This is a genomic window from Clostridium sp. AF34-13 (assembly GCF_003477845.1).
Taxonomy (GTDB): domain Bacteria; phylum Bacillota; class Clostridia; order Lachnospirales; family Lachnospiraceae; genus Butyribacter; species Butyribacter intestini.
In genome coordinates, this window is record NZ_QUEB01000004.1 from 1 (window position 1) to 15,350 (window position 15,350).

At 38.2% G+C, this 15,350-nt stretch carries 13 protein-coding genes and 1 pseudogene; 12 read left to right on the plus strand and 2 right to left on the minus strand.

All coding sequences use genetic code 11. The features are described 5' to 3' along the window. Positions 1-264 precede the first annotated feature (264 nt). Positions 265-1,038: pseudogene (locus DWZ63_RS04420) on the minus strand (peptidoglycan-binding domain-containing protein); the annotation flags it as partial. Between the two features lie 127 nt (positions 1,039-1,165). Between DWZ63_RS04420 and DWZ63_RS04425 the strand changes: the two are divergent. From DWZ63_RS04425 to DWZ63_RS04445, 5 genes are all read left to right on the plus strand, one after another. After that, positions 1,166-2,449, plus strand: a complete 1,284-nt coding sequence (locus tag DWZ63_RS04425; protein WP_118498862.1) for a hypothetical protein — start codon at positions 1,166-1,168, stop codon at positions 2,447-2,449. Further along, entirely contained in the window at positions 2,442-3,107 is a 666-nt protein-coding gene (locus tag DWZ63_RS04430) for a DUF6320 domain-containing protein (protein ID WP_118498864.1), read from the plus strand. The genes DWZ63_RS04425 and DWZ63_RS04430 overlap by 8 nt, the downstream gene beginning before the upstream one ends. Positions 3,108-3,411: 304 nt before the next feature. Further along, the gene (locus DWZ63_RS04435) at positions 3,412-4,332 is read left to right on the plus strand and encodes an alpha/beta hydrolase (protein WP_055942876.1); all 921 of its coding nucleotides are present in this window, start codon (positions 3,412-3,414) and stop codon (positions 4,330-4,332) included. A 216-nt stretch (positions 4,333-4,548) separates the two neighbouring features. Then, entirely contained in the window at positions 4,549-4,815 is a 267-nt protein-coding gene (locus DWZ63_RS04440; RefSeq protein ID WP_055942873.1) for a hypothetical protein, read from the plus strand. A gap of 102 nt (positions 4,816-4,917) precedes the next feature. Next, positions 4,918-5,925, plus strand: a complete 1,008-nt coding sequence (locus DWZ63_RS04445) for a recombinase family protein (protein ID WP_118498865.1) — start codon at positions 4,918-4,920, stop codon at positions 5,923-5,925. Here DWZ63_RS04445 and DWZ63_RS04450 read toward each other — a convergent pair. Next, positions 5,902-6,471 carry a carboxypeptidase-like regulatory domain-containing protein gene (locus DWZ63_RS04450; RefSeq protein ID WP_055942866.1) on the minus strand — a complete coding sequence of 190 codons (570 nt, stop codon included), beginning with the start codon at positions 6,469-6,471 and terminating at the stop codon, positions 5,902-5,904. The two genes, DWZ63_RS04445 and DWZ63_RS04450, sit on opposite strands and share 24 nt — an antisense overlap. A 447-nt stretch (positions 6,472-6,918) precedes the next feature. On the opposite strand from DWZ63_RS04450, the gene DWZ63_RS04455 reads away from it, so the two are divergent. The 7 genes from DWZ63_RS04455 (at position 6,919) to DWZ63_RS04485 (ending at position 15,166) form a co-directional block, all read left to right on the plus strand. Further along, positions 6,919-7,419, plus strand: coding sequence for an NUDIX domain-containing protein (locus DWZ63_RS04455; RefSeq protein WP_055942864.1), 501 nt, complete (start codon positions 6,919-6,921; stop codon positions 7,417-7,419). Positions 7,420-7,456: 37 nt separating this feature from the next. Next, positions 7,457-7,891, plus strand: a complete 435-nt coding sequence (locus tag DWZ63_RS04460) for a dUTP diphosphatase (protein ID WP_022013966.1) — start codon at positions 7,457-7,459, stop codon at positions 7,889-7,891. A gap of 118 nt (positions 7,892-8,009) precedes the next feature. After that, positions 8,010-9,092: a 3-isopropylmalate dehydrogenase gene (gene leuB, locus DWZ63_RS04465; RefSeq protein WP_118498868.1), complete on the plus strand. Its 1,083-nt coding sequence runs from the start codon at positions 8,010-8,012 to the stop codon at positions 9,090-9,092. A gap of 23 nt (positions 9,093-9,115) precedes the next feature. Continuing rightward, a complete protein-coding gene (ilvD, locus tag DWZ63_RS04470) occupies positions 9,116-10,780 on the plus strand; it encodes a dihydroxy-acid dehydratase (RefSeq protein WP_055942856.1) in 1,665 nt (554 codons plus the stop codon). A gap of 160 nt (positions 10,781-10,940) precedes the next feature. Further along, the gene (gene ilvB / locus DWZ63_RS04475; protein WP_118498870.1) at positions 10,941-12,617 is read left to right on the plus strand and encodes a biosynthetic-type acetolactate synthase large subunit; all 1,677 of its coding nucleotides are present in this window, start codon (positions 10,941-10,943) and stop codon (positions 12,615-12,617) included. 303 nt (positions 12,618-12,920) lie between these two features. After that, positions 12,921-14,003, plus strand: coding sequence for a 3-phosphoserine/phosphohydroxythreonine transaminase (serC, locus tag DWZ63_RS04480; RefSeq protein WP_055943113.1), 1,083 nt, complete (start codon positions 12,921-12,923; stop codon positions 14,001-14,003). Beyond that, on the plus strand, positions 14,003-15,166 hold the full coding sequence (locus DWZ63_RS04485; protein WP_055942850.1) for a phosphoglycerate dehydrogenase: 1,164 nt from the start codon (positions 14,003-14,005) through the stop codon (positions 15,164-15,166). The genes serC and DWZ63_RS04485 overlap by 1 nt, the downstream gene beginning before the upstream one ends. Positions 15,167-15,350 lie beyond the last annotated feature (184 nt).

The following is a 15,350-nucleotide window of genomic DNA, read 5'->3' on the forward strand; positions in this document are numbered from 1 at the left end:
ATAATTTTTTTCACATCTAACTATTGACATTTATTAGCTGGACTTAAGTATTTTTATCAATATATATATATTATGCTAATCTATAAAAAAAAACCAGCCTTTTTACAAGCATTTTGAAATATTTTACCTATTCTTTACATTGGAATTATGCTTGAAATGGTGAGTTTAATATCTTCATATTTTGTTATACTATAAGACAGACCATAGCAATTATTCGTTATGGTCTGTCTGTTTTTCAGATATTCATTTTTTAAAGATTAGTGCTTAAGCCATTTCAGCAATCCTGCTCACGCCGACATAAATCTCAGAAATTTTATACCATGTTGGGAAATCTGTTACTCCGGTTTGGGGCAGACCAAATATTTTTTGGAATATCTTTACTGCATTTGCAGTTTTTTCACCGTAAATTCCATCCTGGGATATTTTAGGTATAAGAGGATATGCATCTGCTATTACATTTAACTGCTGCTGCATCTGCAAAACTTTGCTTCCGGTTGCACCTATCGTCAGGTCATAACCCGGCCATGAAGATGGTATTCCTGAAATTTCAGTTGAACTGTTTATATAAACGGAATTACCGTAAAATGCACGGAGTATTTCTATCGCAGAATATCCCTGGTCGCCGAGATATTTTGAATCCCACTGACGCATCCAGTCAGGGCATGACACCATTTTTCCATCACAATACTGTGTAAAAAGCGGCTGTCTTACATTTGGTCTTGAAATGTAGTTTGTAAAGATGTTGTCAACAATCCTTGATATATTATCGAAGATATTTCTTCCGGGAATCCATTTTTGGTCGTAGGCGGTGGAAGAGGTGATTGTGAAATCATAGCCTTTATTTCGGTACCACTCCGTATAAACTCTGTTTAAAGTTATGGACTGTATGGCGAGGATATTTGCTGTAAGGGTTGCCTCAGGCCATGTAGCATAGATTTCGCTTGATGCAACATTTTTGATATAGTCTTTGTATGTCACATAATAATCTTTGGCACGGCTGTCAGATGGCGGACCGTCATGCACGATTACATATTCGGGGGCAGGTGTGCGTAAATCATACTTTAAAAATATTATTTTTTAGTATATACTATAAATAAGACTAATTTTTGTGAAGTCTTTGAAAAAGTGAATTTGCTTTCACAGTAACTAAGAATGGGGACAGCTTATGAAAAAGCGTAGACATAGAAAGAAAAATTGGGAAAAACTTGATAATACGGCAGTTCTTTTCCCGGCGATTGCTTCGGAGGAGACGACGAATGTATATCGAATTTCAGTCAATCTTACCGAGGAGGTTGACGCAGAGTTTTTACAGAAAGCACTGGATATGGTGCTGCCGGGTTTTGATGCATTTAATGTATGTATGCAGAAAGGAATATTTTGGTATTATTTTGAAACAAATAACAAGCCTGCTCCAAAGGTTGTAAAGGAGCATGATTTTCCCTGCAGATATATTGAGCCTTACAGTAACAACAATTATCTGTTCAGGATTACTTATTACAGAAAGAGAATAAACCTTGAAGTTTTTCATGTGCTTGCGGATGGTATGGGCGGTATTAATTTTTTAAGAGAAGTCACATATCAGTATCTCAGACTTAAATATCCGGAGATTGCGGCGGTAAAGAAGAACAGGTTGTCTGAGCATACATCATTAAATACTGAGGACAGTTATGTAAAAAATTATAAAAAAGGCCATGCAAAAGGCTATGAAACAAAGAGAGCAGTAGAGGTAAAAGGCGAAAAACTTTCAAGAGGTGAGCTTGGTGTCATGCACGGTTATATGAGCGTGAAACAGGTTAAGCAGGCGGCTAAAAAATATGATACGAGCATAAATGAGTATTTTGTAATTGTATTTATGTATAGTGTATATGTTGAATATCTTAAAAGAATGAGGTCTGATAAGCCTATAGTGTGTGCCGTGCCGGTAAATCTCAGACCGTTTTTTGATTCGATGACGACAAGAAATTTTTTTGTTATGGTGAGTGCTGTTTTTAAGCCGGAAAAAGATGAGTATTCATTTGAGGAAATAGCGGACATTGTAAAGAAAAGTCTGCGTGGGCAGATAACAAAAGAACATCTTGAAGATTTGTTTTCGTACAATGTTTCAAATCAAAAAAATATACTTTTAAGGTCTATTCCGTTTTTTATAAAAAAGATAGCAATGAAGCTTGTATATCTTTCGTCAGCAAAGGCAAATACTTCAACCGTGACAAATATTGGAAATATAAAAATAGATGAAGAATATGCACCGTTTATAAAAAGCTTTCATGCGATGATTTCAATATCAACGGGACAGAATATAAAAGGAGCAATATGTTCTTACAATGATACGATGGTATTTACTTTTACTTCGATTTTGAGGGACACTGCTATTCAGAGAGGATTTTTTAGAAAACTTGTAGAAGATGGCGTTGATATTTCTATAGAAAGCAACGGGGTGTATTATGATTGAATGTAAAAATTGTGGAATAAAAATAAAAGATAAAACTAAGGTATGTCCTATGTGTGATATGGTTTTGTCGGGTGATGATAAACATAACGAGAACACCTATCCTGATGTAAGGCAGAAAACAAAGATACTCAGACGGATAGTAAATATTTTTTCTTATTTTGCCATTGTTCTTGAAAGCGTGTTCATTGTTATAAATTATTATAATTTTGAAGGTGTTAAATGGTCGGCAATATCAGGAGGTGCTATTGTTTATGTTATATGTATGCTTCATTTTATAATAAACGACCATTATGGACATATTAAAAAGATGTATGTTGGTTTTATAGGTGCATTGTTTTATATAATGCTTGTGGATTTTGTGCTTGGTTACAAAGGCTGGTCGTTGGGTGTCGGGATGCCGGTTATCGTGCTTACGCTTGATGCGATAATAATAGTCTGTATGATAATAAACAGGCAGAACTGGGAGAGTTATCTGCTTCTTCAGATATTTTGTGTTATACTCGGTGCAGTTCAGATGGCACTTTATTTTACAAAGGTACTTCAAAGCCCTGTCCTTCCATGGACAAGTTTTTTGGTATCGTTTATTTTATTTACCTCAAGCGTGGTTATTGGAGACAGAAAGGCAAGAAATGAATTAAAGCGGAAATTTTATATATGATGATGTTATTGTCAGAAGCAGACAGCAATTTCATCAGTCATGGGCAAAGTATATTTGCTACAAATATGAATCTAATGATGTTAGGGTCAAAAGGTATTTTGACCCTAACTGATGCTCAGGATTGCTTCATTGCTACGCAATTTTCGCAATCCTGCAAACACCTCCATTCGCGCATATTGGCAAGCAAATCTGCTTTATGTCGGTGTTTGGCGGGGCAAGCCAGTAGATAGCAATTTGCATATAAACATGCATTGCTATCTACTTTTGACCCTAACATCATCTAATTATATTAAGTGAGGTTTTTATGGTTAAAGAAGTTGATAATATAAGTTTGCGCGCAAAACTTGTGAGAAATGTTATAAACATGGTTTCATCAGGGTTTATCATAGGTCCTGCAATAAAAAAGGGAACTATAAGGAGAAGACTTGTCGAGCCGCCGTGGCATTGCCCGGACGGATATTCGGTTGCAAAAATACACATGAAGCATTTTGAAATGGAATTGTTGTCGCCTGAAAATACGGGCAGCAGATTTGTTGTGCTTCAGCTTCATGGCGGCGGTTATATTGGCAAGATGAGAAATGTGTATAGGAATTTTGCAAAAGAGTATTGTGAGATGCGTGGCGGTATAAAGACTTTGTCGATAGATTACAGAGTTGCACCGAAAAATCCTTTTCCGGCGGCCCTTGATGATGCTGTGGCAGCATATAAATGGCTGCTCGCTACGGGGTATGAGGGCAGAGATATAATCATTGCCGGAGATTCGGCGGGCGGCGGACTTAGTCTTGCCTTAAGTCAGTATTTGAGGGATAATGATATGCCGCTTCCGGCGGGACTTGTGCTTATGTCACCGTGGACGGACCTTACGGCATCAGGGGCGTCATATGACGATAATTATACACTTGACCCGCTGTTTGGAAATACCAGGGAAAGCATGATATACAGTGGTGAATATCTCGGAGGTCATTCGCCTAAAGAACCTTATATCTCGCCGCTGTTTGGCGATTTTTCAAAACTTCCGCCAATGCTCTTTCAGGTAGGCGGTATAGAGATGCTTTTAAGTGATTCGGTACTTGCGGAGAAAAAGGCAAGAGAAGCGGGATGTAAAACAAATATCACGATATATGAAGAAATGTTTCATGTATTTCAGATGGGACTTGAGCGTCTTGAGGAATCAAAAAATGCGTGGGCAGAGGTGAAACGATTTGTTGAGGAGTTTGAGGAGTGAATGAAAACTTATTTGACTTAGGCTGATATCACCTGATACATTTTTAAAACCGATTAAGGAGGTAAGGATAGAAAATGCCTGACATTTTAAAAATTGCGGATAATGCAGATATGATTGTAAATGGATATGTTAAACAAAATTAATCATAATAAAAAATAAAGAGCGTATAATTTAAAGATTGTTTAGGTTGTAAATTTTAATCAGAGGTTGTCTTGTATGAAAAAACAGATTCTTTCGGATGATGATGTTTCTAAACAGATTTTTGCTGAACGAAATGTTTCTAAAGAATTATTAACGGAGGATATTATTTCGGATGAACATATTGTCTGTCAAAAAGAAGACAGCATTTTTAAAGAAAATGATACCTTTTTAAAAGAGGATATTATCCCGCATGAGAGCGATATTTTTGATGAGGATAAAAACGCACCTGACTGTTATGAATTATCAGCTCTTTTTTTTGTATATAAATTTCTTTTTAGGTAACAGCAATAGGCAGTTTGCTGATAGGTTTATGAATGTAGTAAATTGAGAAGCCGGATTGCTGCATTTTAAAATTGGCTTGTATTTAGGGAGAGGGTGTCGTATATGGTGGAGTGTGTTACATATCTGAGAGTATCAAAAAATGATGGTCTTAGAGAAAGAGATTATACTTTCAATTCCAAAGATATGGCTAATGTAAACGATAATGCTGTCTGTAGTGCTGATAATAACACTATTAGTAGTATTACTAATAGTGTGGAAAATCAGAGGAAATTACTTGAACGGTTTATTTTGAAAAATGATTTTAAACATATTGCTGAGTTTGTTGATGAGGGATATACGGGCACGAATTTTAACAGACCGGGTTTTATAAAAATGCTTGGCTGGATTGAAAAAAATAATGTCAGATGTATTATGGTAAAAGACCTGTCAAGACTTGGGAGAGACTACATTGAGACCGGAAGATTGTTAGAATATTATTTTCCTATGAACAACATCCGTGTGATTTCTGTTTCCGACGGATATGACAGCGACAAAGCGGACTATCACGAGAGAAAGATAACAGTGCCTTTGTTAAATCTGTTAAACGACTCATATGCGAGAGATATATCATGTAAAGTAAGATATTCGCAGAAAGTAAAAAGGGAGAGTGGAAAATATATAGGGGCATTTGCGGTTTACGGGTACAAAAAGTCTGATAGTGATAAAAACAGGCTTGTTATAGATGATGTGGCGGCAAAAGTCGTGAAACAGATATTTGATATGCGTATTGCCGGATATTCTGCTGAAAAAATCGTAAGAGCATTTAATGAGGAAAAGATATTGTCACCGTATATGTATAAAAAAGCGAACAACAGCAATTATAAAACTTCTTTTGCAAATTCGGAAATGTCTGTATGGAAACCTTACTCAGTTAGAAGAATTTTAAATAATGAAATTTATACGGGAGTTTTACAACAGGGCAAGACCAGAAAAATTAATTATAAACTAAATAAAAGGATAAATCTAAATAAGGAAGAATGGGTTTGCTGCGAGGAGACAGTTCCGGCAATAATCTCAAAAGAACAATTTATGTATGCGAACATATCATTATCTAATAGAAAAAAAATGTAAAAATCGCACTCCATCGGGGATTACCACACGGCTGAGAACAACCTCACCTGATTCATTGGTTTCTTTTATTTCATCCTCAGGTATTTTTGGAGGATATTCGGCATACAGTGTGTGGGGAGGTATAACGAATACTTCCGCACTTTCAGGCTCGTTTTCATCTATCGGAATAAGGCTTATGTTTTGTATAGAGGTTTCGCCAGGCAAAACTTCCGTTCCGGCTATCTCAACTTCTTCGTAACCTCTTGCACGCACAAGCACATTATATACGGAATAAGGCTGGTTACTTAAAGGTGTCATACTGTATTGGAGCGGCGGTGTTCTCAAAGTTATGACTGGTGTTTTTCCGGAAGAGTCAGTTGTGAGATTGTCTATGGCACTATCGCTGAAATCGGGGTATGTTATCTCAATCGAAGCATTTTCAACAGGTCTGCCGGAAACAGAGCTTGTTACAAATGCCTGAAAATATCCCTCGTTGCTTATGTTATCATTTTTTTGCATGGGTGTTTCGTTTATATCGGGTGTCTGTCCGTTTGTTGTGGTGTCCATGATTAATTGCTCCTTTCATAAACAATTACAGTGATATTTTGTAATTGATAGTAACAGTTCAGCCTTACATTTCCTAAATTCATAAACCTGCCAGCAAGCTGTCAGACGCTGCGATGCAGCTTTTGTTTATTTGCGCGAAAGCAAAGTGAGGGTTGAACAAATTTATTTGTTCAAGCTGAGCGCGCTCGCGAGGACTTTGCCCTCATTTAAGAAATGAAAGGCTATTCTACCATAAAAAGAGAATCAACAATACAATGAACAAGCTCATTGTATCGCCAATTATCTTTTTGTGGCTGAACTGTTACCATCAATATAAAAAGTTTATTAAAATATATTCACAGAAGATGAAAATGTGATAAACTGATATGGTGTGCCGGTTGTTGTGCCTGATAAAATTAAGATTTTGGTATATAGCTTAATGGTTATTGTTAAGATTAGGAGGAAGATATGAAATACGATTGTTGTTTTACAAAGGAAAGTAACTGGTTCAGGTACCGCACGGGAGGAATTTTACTGCATGATGATAAAATGCTTTTTGTTAAATGTGCTGTCGATGATTATTATTATATGGTCGGCGGGGGAGTTCATTTGGGCGAAACATCAGATGCCTGTATTGAAAGAGAAGTTTTTGAAGAAACAGGTATTCATGCAGAAGTACAATCTATTGCAGTTGTAAGTGAAAACTTTTTTAAAGGCTTCGGCGGCAATATTGACGGATTTGACTGTCATACCATAGAATTTTATTATCGTATGCAAATTCCTGATGATGATATTAGCTTATGCAAGAGTGTGACAGATGACGGAGAAAAACTGGTGTGGCTGCCGATAGATGAAATTCGGACGAGCAATATCAAGCCTGATTTCATAAAAGATAATATTGAAAAGATACTCAATGAAAGAAATATTATTCACATTATTGAGGAAAAGGGTGGTTATAGATTATTATAATTTAATAATACATATAATTTAAAAAATGGAGGAAATCATGGAAACAATAACGATTAAATATTTTTCGGACAAGATTGATAAACTTGAATATATCGGAGGAAAATCAGACTGGATTGACCTCCGTGCATCGGAGGAGGTTTCTCTTAAAAAAGGAGAGTTTGCTCTTATTCCGCTTGGAGTGGGAATGAAACTTCCTGAGGGTTATGAGGCTCATGTGGTTCCCAGAAGTTCTACATTTAAAAATTTTGGTGTTATACAGACAAATCATATGGGCGTTATTGACGGTTCATATTGTGGTGACAATGATATGTGGCGTATGCCGGTGCTTGCGGTCAGAGATACGCAGATTCATGTGAATGACAGGATATGTCAGTTCAGGATAATGAAGAATCAGCCTGCAATAAACTTTGATGAGGTGGAAAGGCTTGAAGAAACTGACAGGGGCGGTTTTGGAAGTACGGGCAAACAGTAACAAAATCTTGACAGTAAATAAATAACTGATATATACTATATTTTATTAAGTGTTTATGACATTAAAGTATTATTTATAAAGAGTCATGCATGAAATTATTCTGAAAGGAAGATGATTTATGAACTACAAAGTTGCAGTAATAGCCGGTGACGGCATTGGACCTGAGATTGTCAGAGAGGCAAGAAAGGTTCTTGATAAAGTTGGCGGGAAATTTGGACATACATTTGAGTATAAGGAGCTTCTTATGGGCGGATGTTCTATAGATGCTTACGGTGAGCCGCTTACGGATGAGACATTACAGGCGGCAAAGGAGAGTGATTCAGTTCTTCTTGGTGCTGTCGGAGGAAATGTAGGTCAGTCAAACTGGTATCAGTTACCACCTGATAAGCGTCCTGAGGCAGGTCTTTTAAAGATAAGAAAAGGTCTTGGACTTTATGCAAATGTTCGTCCGGCAATTCTCTTTGACGAACTTAGTGGTGCGTGTCCGCTTAAAGAGGATATTACCGAGGGCGGTTTTGACTTTGTAGTTATGAGAGAGCTTACGGGCGGACTTTACTTCGGAGAGAGAAAGACAGTCGAGGAAAATGGTGTGCTTAAGGCTACAGATACACTTACATATGATGAGAATGAAATACGCCGCATTGCAAAATGGGGATTTGAGTTTGCGATGAAGAGAAATAAAAAGGTTTGCAGCGTAGACAAGGCAAATGTTCTTGATTCTTCAAGACTCTGGAGAAAGGTCGTTAAGGAAGTTTCTAAGGATTATCCTGATGTTGAACTTACAGATATGCTCGTTGACAACTGTGCTATGCAGCTTGTCCGTGATCCTAAGCAGTTTGATGTTATCCTTACTGAAAATATGTTCGGTGATATATTGTCAGATGAAGCAAGTATGGTGACAGGTTCTATCGGAATGTTGTCATCAGCAAGTCTTGGTGCTACAAAGCTTGGACTTTATGAGCCTAGCCACGGTTCTGCACCTGACATTGCAGGACAGGATAAGGCGAATCCTATCGCAACTATTCTTTCAGCAGCAATGATGCTTCGTTATTCATTTGACCTTGAAAAAGAGGCGGATGCAGTTGAGGCAGCAGTTAAAAAGGTACTTAAAGACGGATACCGTACAGTTGATATTATGGATGAAGGAAAGACACAGGTAGGAACAATTGAGATGGGTGATCTTATCTGTGAGAGAATATAGTAAAATTTCGGGAGGAATACAAAATGAGAAGTGATGTTGTAAAAAAAGGTATGCAGACAGCTCCACAGAGATCTTTGTTCAATGCATTAGGTCTTACGGAGGAAGAACTTGAAAGACCGCTTGTAGGTATCGTAAGCTCATACAATGAGATTGTACCGGGTCATATGAATATAGATAAGATAGTAGAAGCAGTTAAGACAGGGGTTGCAATGGCAGGCGGTACTCCTATCGTTTTCCCTGCTATCGCAGTATGTGACGGTATTGCAATGGGACATATTGGTATGAAATACTCACTTGTTACAAGAGATCTTATTGCAGACTCTACAGAGTGTATGGCACTTGCACATCAGTTTGATGCACTTGTAATGGTGCCAAACTGTGATAAGAATGTTCCGGGACTTCTTATGGCGGCAGCAAGAGTAAATATCCCTACCGTATTTGTAAGCGGTGGTCCTATGCTCGCAGGTCATGTAAACGGTCAGAAGACAAGTCTTTCATCTATGTTTGAGGCAGTTGGAGCAAATGCAGCCGGAAAGATGAGTGATGAGGAAGTTGACAATTATGTATGCAATGCTTGTCCTACCTGCGGTTCATGTTCGGGAATGTACACGGCAAACAGTATGAACTGTCTTACTGAAGCAATCGGTATGGGACTTCAGGGAAATGGTACTATCCCTGCTGTTTATTCACAGCGTATCAAACTTGCAAAGCACGCAGGTATGAAAGTTATGGAACTTCTTGAAAAAAACATCCGTCCAAGAGATATTCTTACAAAAGAAGCATTTATGAATGCTCTTACAGTTGATATGGCTCTCGGATGTTCGACAAACACAATGCTTCATCTTCCGGCAATCGCACATGAAGCAGGTGTTGAGATAAATCTTGACATTGCAAACGAGATAAGTGCAAAGACTCCAAACCTCTGCCATCTTGCACCGGCAGGACATCATTATATGGAGGAACTTAACGAGGCAGGCGGAATTTATGCAGTTATGAACGAACTTGCACAGGCAGGTCTTTTAAATACAGACCTTATCACTGCAACAGGAAAGACTGTCGGAGAGAATATCAGGGGATGTGAAAACAAAAATCCTGAGATAATCAGACCTATAGATGACCCATATATGAAGACAGGCGGAATTGCCGTTCTCCGTGGAAATATCGCACCGGACAGTTGTGTTGTAAAGCGTTCGGCAGTTGTACCTGAAATGATGGTACATGAAGGTCCTGCAAGAGTATTTGACTGTGAGGAAGATGCCATTGATGCAATCAAATCAGGAAAGATTGTTGAGGGCGATGTAGTAGTTATCCGTTACGAGGGACCAAAGGGTGGTCCTGGTATGAGAGAAATGTTAAACCCTACATCAGCTATCGCCGGTATGGGACTTGGTTCAAGCGTTGCGCTTATAACTGACGGTCGTTTCTCAGGAGCATCAAGAGGAGCTTCTATCGGTCATGTATCTCCTGAAGCGGCAGTAGGCGGTCCTATCGCTCTTATTGAGGAGGGAGACATTATCGCAATAGATATACCTGCAAATACGATAAATGTCAAAGTATCTGATGAAGAAATGGCAAAGAGAAAAGAAGCATGGACACCTAAAGAGCCAAAGGTTAAGACAGGTTATCTTGCAAGATACGCATCAATGGTTACATCAGCAGATAAGGGTGCTATTCTTCAGATTAAATAATATGATGCAGGGGTCAGAAGCAGATAGCAATGTATGTTTAAACACAAATTGCTGTCTGATGGCTTGCAGGCTTGCACAAATTGCACAGCAATAAAGCAATCCGTGGCATCATCTAATAGAAGAAAGATATACAAAGTTTTAGAGAAGAATGGAGATAAAAATGCAGTTGACAGGTTCACAGATAGTTATAGAGTGTTTAAAAGAACAGGGCGTTGATACGGTTTTTGGTTATCCGGGCGGTGCCATATTAAATATTTATGATGAGTTGTACCGCCATCAGGATGAGATAAGACATGTTCTTACATCACATGAACAGGGAGCTTCCCATGCGGCAGACGGATATGCACGCTCAACCGGAAAAGTTGGTGTCTGTATGGCGACAAGCGGTCCGGGAGCTACAAACCTTGTAACAGGTATTGCTACGGCATACATGGATTCAGTTCCGATTGTTGCGATAACCTGTAATGTAGGTATCTCACTTCTTGGAAAAGATTCTTTCCAGGAGATAGATATAGCGGGAGTTACTACACCTATCACAAAGTACAGCTTTATAGTAAAGGATGTAAAAGACCTTGCACCTACACTCAGGAGAGCTTTTGAGATAGCAAAGACAGGCCGTCCTGGTCCTGTGCTTGTAGACATTGTTAAAAATGCTACAAGTGATGTTGCGGAATACGAGAAAGAAATTCCAAAGCTTATTCCTAGAATGACAGAAAAAATTGACGAGACGGCTATAGATGAAGCAATCAAGATATTAAGAAAATCAGAGAAACCTATGGTACTTGTAGGTGGTGGAGCAGTTATCGCAGATGCCGATAAAGAGCTTGCCGATTTTGTCAAAAAGGTAGATGCACCTGTGACAGATACTCTTATGGGTAAGGGGGTATTTGACGGCAATGACGAGTATTATGTCGGAATGTTAGGTATGCATGGAACAAAGACAGCAAATTTAAGTGTTTCAGAGTGTGATGCACTTGTTGTTGTCGGTTCGAGATTTTCGGACAGAGTTGCTGCTGACACAAAGAGTTTTGCCAAAAATGCAAAGATAATACAGATTGATATTGATGAAGCTGAGATAAACAAAAATGTGGAAGTAGACCTCAGTATCATTGGTGATATAAAGTCAGTTCTTGATATATTCAATTCAAGACTTGAACAGCTTTATCATAAAGAATGGTTAAATAAAGTGCTTGCTAGAAAAGATGCACTTCCGCTTAATTACCATCATGATGTACTCACAGGTCCTTATGTTGTTGAAAAACTTTATGAGGTTACAAAGGGTGATGCTATCATTGCTACCGAGGTAGGACAGCATCAGATGTGGGCTGCACAGTATTATAAATACAAGAAGCCGCATACACTTATAACATCAGGCGGACTTGGAACTATGGGTTACGGGCTTGGGGCTGCTATAGGAGCAAAAGCCGGAAATCCTGACAAGACTGTGGTAAATATTGCAGGTGACGGATGTTTCCGTATGAACATGAATGAGATAGCGACAGCAGTGAGAGAGAATATTCCTGTTATTGAGATAATATTTAATAACAGCGTTCTCGGTATGGTACGACAGTGGCAGACATTGTTCTACGGCGAGAGATATTCACATACAGTACTCGACAATAATGTTGACTATGTCAAACTTGCAGAAGCAATGGGTGCAAAAGGGTACCGCATCACTAAACAGGAAGAAGTTGAACCGGTATTAAAAGAGGCGATAGCTTCAGGAAAACCTGTGGTAATCGAGTGTATTATCCAGAGTGATGACAAGGTATTCCCTATGGTTGCACCGGGCAAGGGACTGGATGAAGTCTTTGACGAGAAGGACCTTGAAAAGTAACAGAAATATAATCAACAATACAATGGGCAAACTCAGATATTACTGATTATATTTTTATGGCTGAACTGTTACCTTGAAATGGCAGATAAATTATTAAAGATTGACTATATGGCGAGAAAGTCTTACAATGATATATGTTACAGACACTGTATATATGCCAAAGATGACAGTTTATTGTCGGAGGTCAGACATAAATGATTGGATTTAGAGTGTCGGAAACTTTAGGGTTTTGCAAATGGTTTTTGACACTTTAAACATATAAATATTGATTTAGTAACTAATTACAGAAGGAGGCACATGAAAGTGAACAGAGTTTATAACTTTTCAGCCGGTCCGGCGGTATTACCGGAAGAAGTATTAAAAGAAGCTGCAGATGAGATGCTTGATTATCAGGGCAGTGGAATGTCGGTTATGGAGATGAGCCATCGTTCCAAAGTATATGACAACATCATCAAGACAGCAGAAAAAGATCTTAGAGAGTTGATGAACATACCTGATAATTACAAGGTTATGTTTCTCCAGGGTGGTGCTTCGCAGCAGTTTGCTATGATTCCTATGAATCTTATGAAAAATAAGGTTGCTGACTATATTATCACAGGTCAGTGGGCTAAGAAAGCATGGAAAGAAGCTTGTAAATATGGTAAAGCAAATGCGATAGCATCTTCTGAGGACAAAACATTCTCGTATATTCCTGACTGTTCGGATTTGCCGATTTCTGAAGATGCAGATTATGTATATATCTGTGAGAACAATACGATATATGGAACAAAGTATAAAGAACTTCCAAACACAAAGGGCAAGACATTAGTTGCAGATGTTTCTTCATGCTTCTTGTCTGAGCCGGTAGATGTAACAAAATATGGTGTTATATACGGTGGAGTTCAGAAAAATATCGGACCTGCAGGTGTAGTTATCGTTATTATGCGTGAAGACCTTATAACAGAAGATGTTTTAGAGGGAACACCTACAATGCTTCAGTATAAGACACACGCAGACGCAGACTCATTATATAATACACCACCTGCATACGGAATTTACATATGTGGAAAAGTATTTAAGTGGCTCAAAAAGATGGGTGGACTTGAAGTTATGAAAAAGAGAAACGAAGAAAAGGCAAAGATTCTCTATGACTTCCTTGACCAGAGCAAGTTGTTTAAGGGTACTGTAGTTGCAAAAGACCGTTCTCTCATGAATGTTCCATTTGTAACAGGTGACAAGGAACTTGATGCAAAATTTGTTGCAGAAGCTGAGAAAGCAGGTTTCGTAAATCTTAAAGGTCATCGTACAGTTGGCGGTATGAGAGCAAGTATCTACAATGCAATGCCAAAAGAGGGTGTTGAGAAACTTGTTGAGTTTATGAAGAAGTTTGAGGAGGAGAATTCATAATGTTTAAATATACTTGTCTTAATCCTATCGCAGATGTAGGCTTAAACAATCTTACTGACGAATATACAAAGACAGACGATTTTGCAGAAGCAGACGCAGTCTTAGTAAGAAGTGCAGCGATGCATGATATGGAGCTTTCTGACAATCTCTGTGCAGTAGCAAGAGCAGGTGCAGGTGTAAACAACATCCCACTTGATAAATGTGCAGATAAGGGTATTGTTGTTTTCAATACTCCTGGAGCAAATGCAAATGGTGTCAAAGAGCTTTTTGTTACAGGTATGCTTCTTGCAGCGCGTGATGTTGTAGGAGGTATCGAATGGGCAAAAGAAAATGCTGACAATGAAAACATCAGCAAAGATATGGAGAAAGCTAAAAAGCAGTTTGCAGGAACAGAGCTCATGGGCAAAAAGATCGGTGTTATCGGTCTTGGTGCTATTGGTGTTCTCGTTGCCAATGTTGCAAACCGTATGAAGATGGATGTCTATGGAGTTGATCCATTTCTTTCAGTAAACAACGCACTCTCTCTTTCAAGAGATGTAAAGATAGTTAAATCTTATGAAGAAATCTATAAGAATTGTGATTATATCACCATTCATGTACCGCTTCTTGAAGATACAAAGGGAATGTTAAATAAGGAAGCTTTTGATAAGATGAAAGACGGCGTTGTTATCTTAAACATGGCAAGAGATACTCTTGTAAATGACGATGATATGAAGGCTGCTCTTGAGTCAGGAAAAGTTGCAAAATATGTAACTGATTTTCCGAATCCGGCAGTTATGAAGATGCCAAATGTAATCGCAACACCACATCTTGGAGCTTCAACAGCAGAGTCAGAGGATAACTGTGCAGTTATGGCTGTAGATGAGATAAGAAATTACATGGAAAACGGAAATATCGTAAATTCCGTAAATTATCCAAACTGTGATGCCGGAGTGTGTGATACAAAGGGAAGAATTACAGTCTGCCATAAAAATGTACCTGCAATGCTTAACCGTATTACAAATGTATTCTCTGAAGCAAACATCAATATAGCTCATATGACAAATAAGAGTCGTGGAAATTATGCATATTGTATATTTGACATAGACTCTGAGTCATCAGCAGATGTAGCTGATAAACTTTCAGCAGTTGATGGTGTATTAAAAGTAAGAATTATCAAATAAGCACTAAAAAATACTATCATTATTAGATATTTTTATTCGGTTATCTGACAGGATAAAGATAAAAGGAGAAGGCTATATAATAAAAGTTACCGGTCGTACTAAAGGTGTGAACAGTAACATAAAAAGGTTTCAAAACTGTATTGGAGCATGAATTGTACCGGCAGACAAATGCAGGTTTTGTTTG